This is a genomic window from Mesorhizobium sp. ESP7-2, assembly GCF_020164715.1.
Taxonomy (GTDB): domain Bacteria; phylum Pseudomonadota; class Alphaproteobacteria; order Rhizobiales; family Rhizobiaceae; genus Mesorhizobium.
The window spans coordinates 138,269-152,968 of the sequence record NZ_JAIUGQ010000006.1 but is presented as its reverse complement, the minus strand read 5'-3'; the positions used below and the strand labels follow the sequence as shown (position 1 = coordinate 152,968).

Genomic DNA, 14,700 nt, shown 5'->3' with positions numbered 1-14,700 from the left:
CGACTTCCATCTCAGCTGCACGGTACGACTGAATGGAGGCGCAAAGTCGCCATGCGATAGGCCAGGACCGGGCTTCTTCTCCCGATCTGGCACACTTTAACGCCAAGTTGGAAGGATGAGATCGTGTGGTGGTGCATGGTATACCAGGCAGCGAAGCTTGAGGCACCGGCGACGTGAATGGGAGATACCGCAATGAAGGACAAAGCTGGTCGCGACTGAGCCCGGACTGAAGGCTGCGGCTCCCTCGCCCCCGCACGCTACCAGCCCTGGCGGGCATACCATTCGTCGATATCGCGACGAACTCGGTCCTTCTCGGTACCGTAGCGCTCCTGGATCTTGCCTTCTAGCTGGTCGCGCTTGCCGCCGATGCGGTCGAGATCGTCGTCGGTAAGCTTGCCCCACTGCTCCTTGACCTTGCCCTTAACCTGCTTCCAGTTCCCTTCCACGCGGTTCCAATCCATGCTCGGAAGTCTCCTTGTTGAACACGAGGGCAAACGGCTGCAGGGCGCAGATGTTCCGGTGCAGAGTGAACTGCCGCTGGTTTTATTTTTGGAACATTTCTGAGCTTGCGATTTGGGAATGAGACGGCGGGCAGTCCCCGCACCCTCGCAAAAGGCGGCTTGCGGGACCGGGTTCCAGAGCCAGCACCGGGCCCCCTGGCTCTTCCCGCCGCGGGCGGAGCCTAGGATTGAAGCTTGTACCTCAAAAATCCATCGTCTCTGTTGGTACCGCGGTGTCTCGAGTTTGCCGGCTTCAGTCCGCAGGGCGCCAGACGATCCTATTCTGAGAATCTGAGACTCGAAGCCTGCCGATCCGCAAGTGTTCTGATCTGAGGCGGCTCGTCCCAAGCAAATGCTGACACCTTCGATGTCGGGTAAATGTTTCGCTTGTAGGAGCGATTTTGTTGGTCGTGTCCCATCAAGTGGTGTAGCTGGCGGTTACGAAGCCGCTCGCGAGCGCGCCGTTAGTAGCGCTGTAGCGAGTGAGCGGCGTGTCGGTGGTCATCGGCGTTTTCCGGTAGGGTTTGGTTGTTGACGCCAACCCCATTTCGGAAGGACCACCGATGACCGACGACATGATGAACCTGCGCACGCTCGTGGAGAAGACCCCGGATGCCGATCTGCTGCGCGAGATGATCGGCTTTGCCGCCGAGCGGAAGCGCCCCGGCCGTGACAAGCCTGCCGCATCCAAGCTTCCATTGCGGCTTGCAGGGCGCGGCGCATCTTGTCCGAGATGCTGGCCGTGAGCCGCCGTGGCTGTTGGCTGACATCGGACCTTTCGTCCTGACACTAATGCGCAAACTGTCGTGTTACGATCTGATGGCGCTAGGTCACCGATCTGACGGTTCTCAAAACAGATGAGGAGAGTTGCTACGTCCAGAATCAATCCCGCGCCTTGCTCTTTCACCCCGGCAGCGCAGTTGTCGCCCGGTCGTGGCAACTGCACTCGGCACAGGGCCGCCGGGCCAAGACCCAGAACGGTCCAATCAATTGCGAATGCTGATTAATGTGCACAAGGCAGCATACGTCCTTAGGTGAAAACCGCGGCCTCGGTCGGGAGACCGAGGCCGCATCGCCAGTTTTTGGCACGCGAACCGAGAGTATGCGAGGCGCCTCAGGCGGCCGCCTGCAAGGCCCGCTCGTTCGCGCCGCTTTCGCCCAGCTTAGTAAGGGTTTCGTCGGTGGCGGATTCTTCCTTGAGAGTCTGGCGCAGCAAGGGCAGCGCATCCTTCAGGCCCAGTTGCTCCGCCCACGCAATCAGCGTGCCGTAGCGCGCCATTTCATAGTGCTCGACCGACTGGGCAGCCGCCACGAGGCCCGCGTCGAGTGCCGGCTCGTTCTTGTATTCCTCGAGGATTTCCGAACCCTCTTCGATGATCCCGTCGATTGCGGGACACGTCTTGCCCCGGGCCTGCTTGCCTAGCATTTCAAAAACTTGCTCGAGCCGGTCGACCTGACCTTCCGTCTCGGTGCGATGCTTTTCGAAGGCTGCGCTCACCTCTTCCGATTGCGCCGCCTTGGCCATCTTCGGCAGCGTCTTTAGAATTTTCTTTTCCGCATAGTAGATGTCTTTCAGGCCATCCACGAACAGGCTTTCCAGGCCGTTCGCAGCGCCGAACGAACTGTTCTTCACCATCAATGTCTCTCCTTCGGTTGGCTTGCTGTTCCAAACAGAACGGCGTTCGCCCAGTGTTCAAAGTTAGCGAAATTCGAGGAAGGCGTTTCGACTTCCTCGAGCAACCAGAACCGACAGAGTCAAGCGACGTTCCCGGCGAAATATTTTGTGATCTTCTACTCGACGAGGCACGGGGTCGGGCTGGGACGGTGATCACTTCGGGGGCGCTCGCCGCCGCGCGGAAAGATTTGGTCTATCATGGTGAGCGCGGCACTTGGCCCGGCAGGGACCAGCAGATCCTGGGCGGCGACCTTCCGAGATGCGGCAAACGCAATTGCCAGACGGCATATGCCGTCATGCGTCGTCGACCCGCCGACCAAATGCGCTAGCTGTAACGGGAAAATAGCGCAATTCACCGAAACCGGCTGTCTCGGACGGTGTATGATCGTCGGCAGCCTGATGACGCTGCTGGTCTCGCAGGTCTGATGGCGGAAAGGCTGAGTTGCCGCCTCATCCGATCGGCCGCGCTCCTGGCCGGGGGACGGGAAACGAATGCAATGGGAGGCGCCAGATCAGCTGAACGAACCTTGTCTATTCTGTCCTTGATCTGGGTGACTAGACCTTTGGAACGAAAGCCGGTTCCGGGAATTGGTATTCGTCTCGACAATACAGGAGGTTGCCATGGGACGCGGTATATTGCTTTGGCTGCTGGGAGTTCCAATCCCGATAATCATTCTGCTCATGCTGTTCGCACGCTAGGAGCGTCAGATGAACCCTGTAATTGCTGACATTGAAGTTTCCGGCTCAAGGGAGTCGTCGTCATCAGCCGTGAGCTGGGCCCCGATCATTGCGGGCGCTTTTGCTGCGTCGACGCTGACGATAATCCTGATGCTGATCGGCTCGGGACTGGGACTGACGATGATTTCACCCTGGACCGGCGCAAGCGCGTCGGTCACCACTTTCGCGGTTTCGGCCGCCGTATGGCTGGTCGTGGTACAATGGCTGTCGGCCGGGTTAGGCGGTTATCTTACCGGCCGCCTGCGCACAAAATGGGTCGGCGTTCACGATGATGAAGTCTACTTTCGCGATACCGCGCACGGCTTCCTTGCCTGGGCCTTAGCAACGCTGCTGGTTGCGGGGGTCTTCGGCTCGGCTTTATCGGCAACAGTCGGGGCGGATGTGCAGGCCACGTCCAACGTCGTCTCGGGCATGGCTGCGGGCGCTACTTCGGCCGTCACGAATGCCGCGGGCGGCGCGGGTGACAATGACAGCTTGGGCTACTTCGTCGATGCGCTGTTCCGGCCAGCCAATAGCGGAACCGCCGCTCCTGCTGGCCAGAACGATGCCGGCGCGACCGCCCAGGCGACCCACATCCTTGTCGCGAGCGCTTCCAGGGGAGGGGTATCGGCCGACGACAAGACTTATCTTGCGAAACTGGTCGCATCCCGCACCGGGCTTTCGGAGGCCGATGCCGCAAAGCGCGTAGGCACGGTTCTCGCAGGAATAGAAGACGCCAAGAACAAGGCGAAGGCCGCCGCGGACACTGCCCGAAAGGCAAGCGCCACTTTTGCGCTGGTCGGCGCCCTTTCGATGATCGTGGGTGCTTTCATCGCCGGCGTTGCCGCGGCACTTGGCGGCAATCAGCGCGATGAAGACGCGGCCCGCCACTGACCGCCAGCTACCTTGCTGGGTTGCCTGATCAAATTCGCCCGTCGGCTTGCCGGCGGGCGCTCGTCTTTGGTGGAACGTGGTAGTCGAAATCAAGGTCGGCTGGTCGAGAGTCTCCGCCTGAGCGAACGTGCTGTGGTGATGTAAGTTGGCCAGCCTCGGCGCCTCGATATCGCCATACCTGTTCTATTCCTCCGGGGCCATCGAGGACCAGTGGGACAAGAGCTATCTCCGTGCCAATCGGGCCATAGCGGGACTGGGATGGCGTTCGGGGGGACCATTTCGGTAGGCGTGCTGATCGTGGCCGCCCTCATGCTGGCGACGCACGGCTTCGACCAGGTGGAGGACTATCACCAGTTGCCGTTGATGCTGATCCCAGTATTCGGCTTGTGGGGTTTCGTCCTGCTCATAGCCTCTCTCGCCATTACCTGCCTCGGCGCTGCTCTCGAAGTCGAGCTGCAGAGGCTTACCTCGTGGCTCAAGGTTTCGGCTGGACGTGGGGCGAGGATCGCAAGCCGCGCGACAACCCAGGGTTCAGCGCGGTGTACACGGTATCGTTGTTTCTTGCCGCTATCCCCATCATGCTTGGTCTCGATCCGCTGAGGCTCACCATCTTTTCCATGGCGCTGACGGCGGCCAGCTTGCCGATGACCGTGGTTCCACTGCTGTTTCTGCTGAACGACGCTATGTCGGCGCGCATCGCAACGGTATTTTCTCCAATGCCGCGGTCATCTTCATGATCGCGCTCGGCTTTGTGCTGGCTGTGGTGACGATTCCGCTGCAGATATTCGGAGGCACATGATGAAATTGCTGCGTGATCTCCTGGACAAGCAGGTGGTTGACCGCGAACAGGTCAAGGCAAGATCGATGGGCTGGTGGCGGAGTTGCGGCAGGGCAAGCCGCCAAGGATCGTTGCGATCGAACTTGGCTCCATCACTTTGGCGCGCCGCCTCGGCGCAGGACCCGGGCGGTGGATGGCGCAACTCGCGGCAAAGCTGGGCGGCAAGCGCCATGGCGAGCCGCATCGGATCGCCTGGCACAAGGTGCAGGATATCGGTATCGATATCGAGTTCAATGTGGATGTGCGTCAGACGTCGATCTTCGCCTGGCAGGACTGGCTGCGCGATCATGTCATCGGACGCATCCCGGGAGCTTGATGATGACCAACGTCAATCTCGAACATCTAGCTGGGCGATGCGTTCTATCGCAACGAGGCAAGAGCATCGGCTACATCGAGGAAATCTGCGCCGAACGGGATGACGACGATTTCGTCGCGTGGCGGTGCTCGATCTGTTTCGGCTGCGCCGCCGTGATGGTCTGTACCGCATCCCTTGGGACAAGCTCGACATCCGACCCGGCGCGCCCGCGGCTGCTGTGCCCGATGACCGAACTCTCTGGCATGAAGAGCGCACCCGATCTTCGCGAATAGGTCATCGCCGCGCATCGTCGTGAATTTTCAGCGCAGCATGCTCGCGGCCAGAAAAACCGCGGCTGCCACCAAAACGACAGCTGCTATGACCAAGAGCGGCCAGTTGCCGCGAGGCCGCAGTTCCGGTTCGCCTTCGATCGGCCGCATCGCATTGGCGAAGCTGGCGTCGTTCTCGAATTTTGGCCGGGAACGTGGCGGCTCTGCTTCAGCTACCGGATTTTGTGTGTCGGCCGCCTCGGCGTCGGTTTCCAGCGGGGCAATGGCGGGATCGAATCCCGGCGTTTTGTCCTGCGTCGCTCCCGCCTGAATCTCTCCTCTGGCAGAGGCAGGAGTAGGATTTGACATCTTCGCCATGACCTCTCTCTTTCCAATTTCCAACCGAACTCTGCCAAATCCGCGGCGGAGGTTTGCAATGCCTAGATTTGCTCAAGCAGGATCCTGGCGTCCTTGGCCGCAACGATGAACGCCTGTCTCGCGACCTTTGGATCTTTTTCGCCACGCATCACGGCGAGGCACGCCCTGATCGCGGCAAGACACATTTCGGATGTCGGCTTTGGCCAGTCCCGCAGCAGCACTTCAGCGGCATCGGACACCGGGACGACAACCCTGTCTCGTTCAATTCGGCCCGGTTGAATGACGACCGTTTTTCTGAAACGGCCTGTAAGCACCTGCCCCTCCGAGACCTGCCCCTGTCACTTTACGAAGCCTGCCGAAGGAGACGGCGTCGCGCAGACCGCTCCCAACTCTGCGACCGTCGATTTGTTCCCGCGCACCCGGCGTTTGGAATGGCGGCGCCTGGAAACCGCTTGCCTCCACGGCGGTCTTTGGCGCCGCCTGGTCCGCCATCGTGTCATCTGGACGCGGGGAACAAAGCGCATTTTGGCTTGTTAGGAACGCAGCGAAAATTCGCTCACTGATAAAGGATAAAGCCGATGAAAACACGACACCTTCTTGCCGCCTTCGCCACTGCTTCCGTTGTTCTCGCAATGCCTGCCTTCGCTGCCGACAGTGCCCAGGATTTTGTCGACAAGGCTGCCGTAGGCGGCAAGTTCGAGGTCGATTCGAGCCAGATTGCCCTGGGCAAGACCCAGGACCAGCGCATCAAGGATTTTGCTCAGATGATGATCCGTGACCACGGCGCCGCCAACGCCAAGCTGGAAGCGGTCGCCAACCAACAAAAATTGAAAGTACCGGCAGCGCTCGACGCCCAGCACCAAGCGGATCTGGACAAGCTCAAGAACGCGCAGCAGCCGATCGATCCACTCTATGTCGACATGCAGCGCAAGGCGCATGACGACGCAGTCAAGCTGTTTGAAGATTATGCCAGCGGTGGTGACAACGCGGCACTCAAGACTTTCGCCCAGCAGACGGTCGGTACGCTGAAGATGCACCAGCAGACGATCGAAAAGATCGCCGCCGGGCAGGATGACATCACCGGAGCGACAACGCCGGCGGTGAAGACCGACAATACTCCGAACGCCGCCGCTCTCGTGCCGGGCGCAAACAGCTTCACCGAAGCCCAGGCCAAGAGCCGTATCGAGAATGCGGGATATAAAAACGTGTCGAAGCTTACCAAGGACGACCAGGGCATCTGGCGCGGTCAGGCCGCCAAAGGAGGCGAAAACCTCAACGTTGGGGTCGATTACCAGGGCAACGTCGTTGCAAGCAAGTGAGCATGGATCAGGAGAAATCACATGAAAACGGTAACCGGACTTTTCGACAATTATGACGACGCAGCCGATGCGGTCGGCGAGCTCGAGGCGACGGGCGTTCCGCATTCCAATATCAGCATCGTCGCCAATAACTCGGATGACTGGTACGACACAAACCGTTCCGAGGCCGCCGAAGATGCGGGCAGCGGTGCGGGAATCGGAGCTGTGGTCGGCGGTGCCGGGGGCCTGCTCACGGGGCTTGGCGTCATGGCCATCCCTGGTGTTGGCCCCGTGGTCGCGGCCGGATGGCTCGCCGCCACCGCCGTGGGAGCGGTGGCCGGTGCCGTCGCCGGTGGGGCGGCCGGCGGCATCATCGGCGCCCTGACGGACTCGGGCGTGCCCGAGCGCGATGCACACGTGTATGCGGAAGGTGTACGCCGCGGCGGCACCCTGGTGACGGCCAAGGTGCAGGACGAGCTCGTGCCGAACGCCGAGGAGATCTTGGGTCAGTCCCGATCGGTCGACCTGACTGAACGCCGCAGGATGTACGAGGCCGACGGCTGGACCGGCTTCGACGTCAATGCAGGCGAATACGTGCCAGGCGAGATCGACCGCGACCGGGGACGCGCAATCAATCGACGCTGAAACCGAATCCGCGGACGAGGTCGGGAAACTGGACCTGATCCTGCTGCGGCACCGAATGTAGCCCTCGATCCTGCTTCGTTATGACGGAGCGCTACGATCGAACCCATCTCGACGGAATCGGGTTGGGTTCGATCTCACTTGTGGGGAGCCGTAGGCACGGCGAAGAGGCAGGCGTGAGCCTCTGCCTTTTTCTGCCTTCTACGGAATCGGCCCTGCACGATCCTTCAGTGACGGAACGGACGGGCCGCCCGCAATAGATGTCATTAAATCAGCTTTGCCGCTCTTAAATGCGTACATCACTGGGGATGCCGATTTCATGGCAGAATTTCCACTTATCACCGACATCCATATTTCCAAGCCCGGCTCTTTTACAACCAAAACATTGCGGACACGTTTGTCTTACGGTCCGCAACCAGGAGGAGGATGCCGTGAACGGAATAATCTATCTTGTCGGCCTCGTGGTGGGCGTTTTGTTCATTCTGTCACTTTTTGGACTTCGGTAAGATCATGGCCAAAATAGCCCCGACGGAAAGCGTTGCAGTGACCCCAAAAGGGGCTACATCGTCCTATCTTGAATGGGGAGGCATATTCGGCGGGGGTGTCATTGCTTGCGCCACTTCAGTGGTTCTTTTGCAATTCGGGTCAAGTGCTGGTTTGGGGCTGGGTTCTCCAACTCTTCCCAACGGGGGCGCCTCTTGGAATGTGCTCGTGGCCGGGCTGTGGGTAGTTATCGTCGCCATAGCAAGTTCCGCAGCCGGCGGTTATGTAGCTGGACGAATGCGCACGCGCTGGGAAGATAGCAACCAAAGCGAAAGCGAATTCCGCGATGGCATACACGGCATCGCAGTCTGGGCTCTAGCGACACTCGGAGCAGCGTTTTTCTTGGCGATGATTGCTGGCCACGGCGCGGCCGCCATAGCCAATCCCGCTGTCAACGAAAGCACGATGCGCCTTTCAGCCCATATAGCTGCCATATTTGGCTTTGCGACTGCTGCAGGCTCCGCGCTTGGCGCTGCGGCAGCATGGTTTGCAGCGATTTCCGGGGGTGAACACCGCGATGAGGGAATCGCTTTTCACCACGTCGTGCCGGTGTTGTTGCGCAAGCGCTAGGCCGCGGCATCTGTTTCTGTGGGGATATCTGTGGGGTAGCGGAAATGCCGTGTTGCTAACCCATTGTTTTGACTGGTCGGAGTGGCAGGATTTGAACCTGCGACCCCCTCGTCCCGAACGAGGTGCGCTACCAGGCTGCGCTACACTCCGTGACCAGACCGCGGGCTTATAGCCGCCACACTTCGTTCCTGCAAGCGGCATTGGCAGCACTTCTGTCGCATTTCGTGCGCTTTCGTCGGGCAGTGCCGGAAAGCCCGGATTTCCATCCGGGATAAACGCGGCTTAAAGCCTTGTGTGCTAAGCCGCTGCGTCGATAGATTGTGTTTCTGCAGCCTGGAGCTCTGCTGTCTTGCCCCCAAAAATCGTTGGTGAAGCATGGCCCAACAGCTTCGAATTCGAAACCGCGGCGCTGATCAAGGCATCCGGTTTTCGGGAATACGATGCGCGCTGGTGGTTCGGCCATCCCGGTTCGACGGTGCCGCCCGAACTTAACCTGATCGGCGTTCAGGCGCTGGGTATGGGGTTGGGCACGATGATCCGCCGTCTCGGCGTTGGACCCGACATCGTCACCGGACATGATTTCCGTTCCTATTCGCTTGGCATCAAGCTGGCATTGGTTTCCGGACTCATGGCGGCCGGCGCACGGGTGAAGGACATCGGCCTGGCGCTGTCGCCGATGGCCTATTTCGCGCAGTTCGCGCTGGAGACGCAGTCGGTGGCGATGGTCACTGCCTCGCACAACGAAAATGGCTGGACCGGCGTCAAGATGGGTGCGGCGCGGCCGCTGACCTTCGGGCCCGAGGAGATGAGCGCGCTGAAGGCGATCGTGCTGGCCGGCGATTTCGACCTTACAGGCGGCGGCTCTTATGATTTCGTCCGCGATTTTCGCGCCACCTATCTCGACGACCTGACCAGGGGCAAGCGCTTAACACGAAAGCTCAAAGTGGTTGCCGCTTGCGGCAATGGCACTGCCGGCGCCTTTGCACCTGACGCGCTGGAACGGATCGGCTGCGAAGTGATCCCGCTTGATGTCGAGCTTGATCATACGTTTCCAAACTACAATCCCAATCCGGAAGACATGGAGATGCTGCATGCCATCAGGGACAAGGTGCTGGAGACGGGGGCCGATGTCGGGTTGGGCTTCGATGGCGACGGCGACCGCTGCGGCGTCGTCGACAATGAAGGCAACGAGATCTTTGCCGACAAGGTCGGCGTCATGCTCGCGCGGGATATTTCGCGGCTCCATCCGGGTTCGACCTTCGTGGTCGACGTCAAGTCGACCGGACTGTTCAACACCGACGCGGTGCTGCGCGCCAATGGCGCGGCTACCGACTACTGGAAGACCGGCCATTCCTACATCAAGCGCCGCGTTGCCGAACTCGGCGCGGTCGCCGGCTTCGAAAAGTCAGGTCATTTCTTCTTCAACCCTCCGATCGGGCGCGGTTATGACGACGGGTTGGTCACGGCAATCGCCATCTGCCAGATGCTGGACCGCAACCCGGCCAGTTCGATGGCCGATCTCTACCGTGCGCTGCCGCTCACCTTCGGCACGCCCACCATGTCTCCGCACTGCGCGGACGAGGTGAAGTACGGCGTCGTCGAACGGGTGGTTTCCGATTTTCAGGCGATGCAGCGGGACGGTGCCAGTTTCGCCGGCCAGAAGATCGTTGACCTCGTCACCGTCAATGGCGTGCGCGTCGTTGCCGAGGACGGCACCTGGGGTCTGGTGCGCGCCTCGTCGAACAAGCCGGAACTGGTCGTGGTCGTCGAAAGCCCGGTCTCGTCCGAGCGTCGCCGGCAGATGTTCGATGCCGTCGACGCCGTGCTGCGCCGCAGTCCGGAAGTCGGCGCCTATAACCAGACTTTCTAGTTCAGCGTTCTGGCTAGTTCAGCGTTCTGGCGCTTTGGTCGTCAGAACGCTCCAGTCGAACGCGCGCGCCCAGTCGGCAAAGCCGTGCCAGCGCACCTCCGGAAATTCCCTGTGCAAGCTGGCGATGTCGACGTCGTAGCCGACGCGGTCGAACCATTCGAACATCAGCGCAGCGTCCTCGCTTTGCTGACGAGCAACCGCGATCGGTATTTCCTGATAGCGGATCGGATGGCCGATGGCGCCGGACAGGATTGCGGCCTGTTCTTCGCCCGACAATTCGTCGCCGGCGAAATCGAAGCGCTTGCCGAATACCCGTTCCCGCCGCTCGGCGAGGGCGGCTACGAAAGCGCCGATATCCGCCAGGGCGACCAGTTGAAGCACCCGCTTGGGCGGCATCGCGAAGGCATGGATGCCTTGGTTGAGCGCACCGATCGACCACGGCGCAACGGCATTCTCCATGAAGGCCACCGGCGCGCTGATCGAATAGGGAACGCCGAGCTGCTCGATATACCGCTCGACCAGATATTTGCTTTCGAAATGCGGGATGCCTGTCTTCTTGTCGGCGTCGGCAACGGAGGAATAGATCAGGTGTCCGACGCCGGCGGTCTTCGCAGCATCGGCGGCAAGGATCCCCAGACGGGTCTCCTCCTCGAGGCCGGCTTCATAGCTGTTGCCCATCAGGAACATGGTGTCGACGCCTTTTGCAGCGCTCACGACCGAGCCCGCGTCAGCGAGATCGCCGGCCACCATCTCGGCGCCGGCCGACGCCAGTTGCCGCGCGCCCTCGCTGTCCGGCTTGCGCGTCAATCCCTTGACGCGATGGCCCCGGGCCAACAGCGCACGCGCAACCGCGCCACCTTGCTGGCCCGTGGCGCCGGTCACAAGAACGCTACGTTTGCTGGTCATTTCGTCTGCTCCTTCTTCTCTGTCTGACTTGTTTGTCCGGAGCAAAATTACGCCCTGTCCGATTGATGCATAATTGCCTATAATTGGAAAACTTTGTCCCACATGTGAGCACAATGATTGATCTCAATGATGTCGTCGTGTTTGCTCGCGTCGTCGAAGCCGGCAGCTTCACCGCCGCAGCACGCCTGCTCGCCATGCCGAAGACGACGGTCAGCCGCCGTGTCGCCGCGCTGGAACGCGAGGTCGGCGTGCGCCTGCTGCAGCGCACGACACGCAGCCTCAACCTGACGGACGCCGGGCGGTCCTATTATGAGCAGAGCAGCCAAGGGTTGCGGGCGATAGAGGAGGCGAATCTGCGTCTCGCGGAGGCGAGGGCAGAACCGTCGGGCACCATCCGCGTTTCGGCCCCAGTAGGTTTTGGCAGCTACTTCCTCATCCGCGCCGTGGTCGACTTTCTGGAGTTGTATCCAAAGACCAATGTCGAGCTTCGCCTCACCGACGACAAGCTCAACCTGGTCGAGGACGGCATCGACCTTGCCTTCCGCACCGGCACCCTCCAGGATTCGACGCTGATCGCCCGCAAGCTCGGCGCCACGCGCAGGCTGCTCTGCGCCAGCCCCGACTATCTCACACGATACGGAATGCCGGAAAGTCCGGCGGATCTAGCGCGCCATCGATGCGTCATCGCGGGTTCATCGGCGTCAGTTGCCCACTGGGTGCTGGATGGACCACAAGGCCAGGAGACGGCCGTGGTTGCGGGGCGCTTCGCCGCCAATGAAATGCAGGCGGTGGTTGCGGCCGCGCTCGCGGGCTTCGGCATCGCACAATTGCCCCAGGCGATGGCCGAAGGGTTGATCGATCAGGGGCGCCTGCAGCGCGTTCTCGATGACTACACGACACCGGCCGGCGGACTGCATGTCCTCTATCCGAGCAGCCGCCACCTTTCGCCCTTGGTCAAGGCCTTTATCGAACTGGCGGCCGAGCGGATTTCCAATCGGGCAAATACCGCTTAAAGGGCGTCTGTGCTACCCAATCGACCTCCAATTCCCGAGCGCGAGACCTGAATGACCGAGCGGATCGTCAGTTTTGTCATGAGCGGCGGCGTCGGTTCCCGGCTATGGCCGCTGTCGCGTGAGGACAATCCCAAGCAGTTCCACGATCTGTCGGGCGATGGCTCCATGCTGGCCAAGACCTTGCGCCGCCTGACGGCGAGAGCGGCTGGCGAGACGCCGATCTTCCTGATCGCTTCGGAGCGTCACGCCGATCGTGTCCATGCCGACTTGGCCGGTCTCGATCTTGCCGGTGGCGGTCCCCTGTTCGAGCCCGCGGGACGCAACACCGCCGCCGCCGTCGCGCTGGCGACCTTGCGCACCTTGTCGGAATTCGGCGACACCCTGGTGCTGGTGGTGCCCTCGGACCATGAAATTGCGACGGCAGAGCAATTCTGGCAAAGTATCGAGGCGGGATCCGAGGCCGCGCGCGCCGGCCGCCTGGTGGTGTTCGGCATCAAGCCGACCCAGCCGGAAACCGGTTATGGCTATATTGAGGTATCGGCCGAGAAGGGCGGTGTGTTCGACGTTTCGCGTTTCGTCGAGAAGCCCGACCTTGCGACGGCCAATGACTATCTCAAGGCGGGAAATTTTTACTGGAACACCGGCATCTTCCTGTTTCGGGCAGGTGCCATGCGCGACGCCTTCGAGGCCTTCCAGCCCGATATCTGGCACGCCACCGAAGCGGCCTACAGGGCGGCGACATCGGACCTGTCCGGCCTCTATATGCCGCTGGAGCTCTACACGGCCATCCCATCGAACTCGATCGACTATGCCATCATGGAGCGGGCAAAAGACATTGCCATGGTGCCGGCCGGCTTTCGCTGGAACGATCTCGGCTCCTGGCAATCGCTCCTCGATGTCGGTCCCGCCGACGGCCAGGGCAATGTCATCGTCGGTGATGTCGTCGCCATCGATTGCGAGAATTCCTATATCCGCAGCGACGGCCGCCTGCTGTCGGCGATCGGCATGAAGGACGTTGCCATCGTCTCGACCTCGGATGCCACTTTCGTCGCCCCGGTCAGTCACAGCCAGCACGTCAAGAAGATCGTCGAACAACTCGAAAAATCGGGACGGCTGGAAACCAGATTCACGCCGGCGCATGACCGCGTCATCGAAAGCGGCGCCTGGCGGCGGCGCGTGCATCACTGGCTGTTTCAGGAGACCTTGCCTCTATGGTCGACATCAGGCGTCGACGAGCGCCACGGCGGCTTCCATGAGGCGCTTGGCTTCGACGGCTCCCCGCTGTTGAAGCCGAAGCGCATGCGTACCCAGGCCAGGCAGGTTTATGCTTTCGCGGTGGCCAAGGGCCACGGCTGGACCGGCCCGGCCGACCGGCTGATCGCGCATGGCATCGACTTCATGGCGGGGCAGGGCCGCACCGAACGGGGCGGTTGGGTGCGCACACTGAATGTCGATGGGTCCGTCGCCGACCCGGTCGAGGACGCCTACGATCATGCCTGCATCCTGCTGGCATTGGCGCATGCGCATATGTCGGGCAATGCCGATGCCTTGCGGCTCGGCGAAGAAACCTTCGCCTTCCTCGATGCGCATCTGGAGGACAGCCGTATGACCGGCTTCCTCGAGACATCGAGCGGGGCTGGCGAGCGGCGCTCCAACCCGCACATGCATCTGCTCGAAGCTTTCCTGGCCTGGTACCAGGCGACCGGCGAGCGCGCGCATCTGCGCCGTGCGGCGCGCATCATCGACCTCTTCCGCAGCCATTTCTTCGACCCTGAGAGCTGGACGCTCGGCGAGTATTTCGATGCCGAATGGAAACCGGTCTTGGGAGAGAAGGGGACCTGGACCGAACCTGGCCACCACTTCGAATGGGCATCGCTGCTGGTCGATTTCGCCGACCGCAGCGGCCAGGCCGAACTGAGTGTCTTTGCCCGAAAACTCTATGCCTCGGCGATCGCCAACGGCCTCAACCGTGCCACCGGCCTTGCCTATGGGGCAGTCTCGCGGCAGGGCCTGCCGCTCGACCTGATATCGCGCAGCTGGCCGCAGGCCGAGGCGCTCAAGGCGGCGATCGCACTGGATGGCTCGGGCGGCCCTGATCTGAAGCCGGAGATCGAGGCGCGCGTCGGCCGGCTGTTCCGCTGGCACATCGACCCGGCGCCGCTCGGTCTGTGGATCGACCGCATCGACGAGCGCGGCCGCTCGCTGGCATCGGACGTGCCGGCGAGCATTTTCTATCACCTGGTCTGTGCGCTGACCCAGTATCTGGATGGCACGACGGAGAAGTAGGCGGGA

The 14,700-nt window shown here is 61.3% G+C and carries 16 protein-coding genes and 1 tRNA gene; 11 read left to right on the top strand and 6 right to left on the bottom strand.

All coding sequences use genetic code 11. From position 1 onward, the window contains the following. Positions 1 to 257 precede the first annotated feature (257 nt). Complete coding sequence (locus tag LB543_RS08740; protein ID WP_140810120.1) at positions 258 to 461, bottom strand: CsbD family protein; 204 nt, start codon at positions 459 to 461, stop codon at positions 258 to 260. 602 nt (positions 462 to 1,063) lie between these two features. Between LB543_RS08740 and LB543_RS08735 the strand changes: the two genes are divergently transcribed. Further along, positions 1,064 to 1,246 carry a hypothetical protein gene (locus LB543_RS08735; RefSeq protein WP_140810121.1) on the top strand — a complete coding sequence of 61 codons (183 nt, stop codon included), beginning with the start codon at positions 1,064 to 1,066 and terminating at the stop codon, positions 1,244 to 1,246. 368 nt (positions 1,247 to 1,614) lie between these two features. Here LB543_RS08735 and LB543_RS08730 read toward each other — a convergent pair whose 3' ends face one another. After that, positions 1,615 to 2,136: a ferritin-like domain-containing protein gene (locus tag LB543_RS08730; RefSeq protein ID WP_140764742.1), complete on the bottom strand. Its 522-nt coding sequence runs from the start codon at positions 2,134 to 2,136 to the stop codon at positions 1,615 to 1,617. Between the two features lie 747 nt (positions 2,137 to 2,883). Here LB543_RS08730 and LB543_RS08725 point away from each other — a divergent pair. From LB543_RS08725 to LB543_RS08710, 4 genes are all read left to right on the top strand, one after another. Then, positions 2,884 to 3,786: a hypothetical protein gene (locus LB543_RS08725; protein WP_140810122.1), complete on the top strand. Its 903-nt coding sequence runs from the start codon at positions 2,884 to 2,886 to the stop codon at positions 3,784 to 3,786. A 470-nt stretch (positions 3,787 to 4,256) separates the two neighbouring features. Then, entirely contained in the window at positions 4,257 to 4,523 is a 267-nt protein-coding gene (locus LB543_RS08720; RefSeq protein WP_224613777.1) for a hypothetical protein, read from the top strand. A 135-nt stretch (positions 4,524 to 4,658) separates the two neighbouring features. Continuing rightward, the gene (locus LB543_RS08715; protein ID WP_224613776.1) at positions 4,659 to 4,940 is read left to right on the top strand and encodes a hypothetical protein; all 282 of its coding nucleotides are present in this window, start codon (positions 4,659 to 4,661) and stop codon (positions 4,938 to 4,940) included. A 2-nt stretch (positions 4,941 to 4,942) separates the two neighbouring features. Beyond that, complete coding sequence (locus tag LB543_RS08710) at positions 4,943 to 5,212, top strand: hypothetical protein (protein WP_224598904.1); 270 nt, start codon at positions 4,943 to 4,945, stop codon at positions 5,210 to 5,212. A gap of 27 nt (positions 5,213 to 5,239) precedes the next feature. On the opposite strand, the gene LB543_RS08705 is transcribed toward LB543_RS08710, so the two are convergent. Together LB543_RS08705 and LB543_RS08700 are read right to left on the bottom strand one after the other, a co-directional pair. Next, positions 5,240 to 5,566, bottom strand: coding sequence for a hypothetical protein (locus LB543_RS08705; RefSeq protein WP_140764748.1), 327 nt, complete (start codon positions 5,564 to 5,566; stop codon positions 5,240 to 5,242). 62 nt (positions 5,567 to 5,628) lie between these two features. Further along, on the bottom strand, positions 5,629 to 5,880 hold the full coding sequence (locus LB543_RS08700; RefSeq protein ID WP_140810123.1) for a DUF982 domain-containing protein: 252 nt from the start codon (positions 5,878 to 5,880) through the stop codon (positions 5,629 to 5,631). 264 nt (positions 5,881 to 6,144) lie between these two features. On the opposite strand from LB543_RS08700, the gene LB543_RS08695 reads away from it, so the two are divergent. The 3 genes from LB543_RS08695 to LB543_RS08685 all read left to right on the top strand — a co-directional run bounded on the left by LB543_RS08695 (position 6,145) and on the right by LB543_RS08685 (position 8,619). Next, on the top strand, positions 6,145 to 6,885 hold the full coding sequence (locus tag LB543_RS08695; protein ID WP_140810124.1) for a DUF4142 domain-containing protein: 741 nt from the start codon (positions 6,145 to 6,147) through the stop codon (positions 6,883 to 6,885). A gap of 21 nt (positions 6,886 to 6,906) precedes the next feature. Beyond that, entirely contained in the window at positions 6,907 to 7,509 is a 603-nt protein-coding gene (locus LB543_RS08690; RefSeq protein ID WP_140764756.1) for a general stress protein, read from the top strand. A gap of 447 nt (positions 7,510 to 7,956) precedes the next feature. Then, complete coding sequence (locus LB543_RS08685; protein ID WP_181182876.1) at positions 7,957 to 8,619, top strand: hypothetical protein; 663 nt, start codon at positions 7,957 to 7,959, stop codon at positions 8,617 to 8,619. A 73-nt stretch (positions 8,620 to 8,692) separates the two neighbouring features. Here LB543_RS08685 and LB543_RS08680 read toward each other — a convergent pair. Beyond that, positions 8,693 to 8,769 (bottom strand) — tRNA-Pro (locus LB543_RS08680). 199 nt (positions 8,770 to 8,968) lie between these two features. Between LB543_RS08680 and LB543_RS08675 the strand changes: the two genes are divergently transcribed. Continuing rightward, the gene (locus LB543_RS08675) at positions 8,969 to 10,489 is read left to right on the top strand and encodes a phosphomannomutase/phosphoglucomutase (protein WP_224613775.1); all 1,521 of its coding nucleotides are present in this window, start codon (positions 8,969 to 8,971) and stop codon (positions 10,487 to 10,489) included. 18 nt (positions 10,490 to 10,507) lie between these two features. On the opposite strand, the gene LB543_RS08670 is transcribed toward LB543_RS08675, so the two are convergent. Further along, positions 10,508 to 11,395: an NmrA/HSCARG family protein gene (locus tag LB543_RS08670; protein ID WP_224613774.1), complete on the bottom strand. Its 888-nt coding sequence runs from the start codon at positions 11,393 to 11,395 to the stop codon at positions 10,508 to 10,510. Positions 11,396 to 11,508: 113 nt separating this feature from the next. Here LB543_RS08670 and LB543_RS08665 point away from each other — a divergent pair, with 113 nt between their 5' ends. Together LB543_RS08665 and LB543_RS08660 are read left to right on the top strand one after the other, a co-directional pair. Further along, positions 11,509 to 12,408 carry a LysR family transcriptional regulator gene (locus LB543_RS08665; protein ID WP_224613773.1) on the top strand — a complete coding sequence of 300 codons (900 nt, stop codon included), beginning with the start codon at positions 11,509 to 11,511 and terminating at the stop codon, positions 12,406 to 12,408. A 51-nt stretch (positions 12,409 to 12,459) separates the two neighbouring features. Then, entirely contained in the window at positions 12,460 to 14,694 is a 2,235-nt protein-coding gene (locus tag LB543_RS08660) for a mannose-1-phosphate guanylyltransferase/mannose-6-phosphate isomerase (protein WP_224613772.1), read from the top strand. Positions 14,695 to 14,700 lie beyond the last annotated feature (6 nt).

Bases quoted from the DNA above. Each gene is read 5' to 3' on its own strand.
- LB543_RS08740 (WP_140810120.1), bottom strand. From the start codon at position 461: ATGGATTGGAACCGCGTGGAAGGGAACTGGAAGCAGGTTAAGGGCAAG.
- LB543_RS08735 (WP_140810121.1), top strand. From the start codon at position 1,064: ATGACCGACGACATGATGAACCTGCGCACGCTCGTGGAGAAGACCCCG.
- LB543_RS08730 (WP_140764742.1), bottom strand. From the start codon at position 2,136: ATGGTGAAGAACAGTTCGTTCGGCGCTGCGAACGGCCTGGAAAGCCTG.
- LB543_RS08725 (WP_140810122.1), top strand. From the start codon at position 2,884: ATGAACCCTGTAATTGCTGACATTGAAGTTTCCGGCTCAAGGGAGTCG.
- LB543_RS08710 (WP_224598904.1), top strand. From the start codon at position 4,943: ATGACCAACGTCAATCTCGAACATCTAGCTGGGCGATGCGTTCTATCG.
- LB543_RS08705 (WP_140764748.1), bottom strand. From the start codon at position 5,566: ATGGCGAAGATGTCAAATCCTACTCCTGCCTCTGCCAGAGGAGAGATT.
- LB543_RS08695 (WP_140810124.1), top strand. From the start codon at position 6,145: ATGAAAACACGACACCTTCTTGCCGCCTTCGCCACTGCTTCCGTTGTT.
- LB543_RS08690 (WP_140764756.1), top strand. From the start codon at position 6,907: ATGAAAACGGTAACCGGACTTTTCGACAATTATGACGACGCAGCCGAT.
- LB543_RS08670 (WP_224613774.1), bottom strand. From the start codon at position 11,395: ATGACCAGCAAACGTAGCGTTCTTGTGACCGGCGCCACGGGCCAGCAA.
- LB543_RS08665 (WP_224613773.1), top strand. From the start codon at position 11,509: ATGATTGATCTCAATGATGTCGTCGTGTTTGCTCGCGTCGTCGAAGCC.
- LB543_RS08660 (WP_224613772.1), top strand. From the start codon at position 12,460: ATGACCGAGCGGATCGTCAGTTTTGTCATGAGCGGCGGCGTCGGTTCC.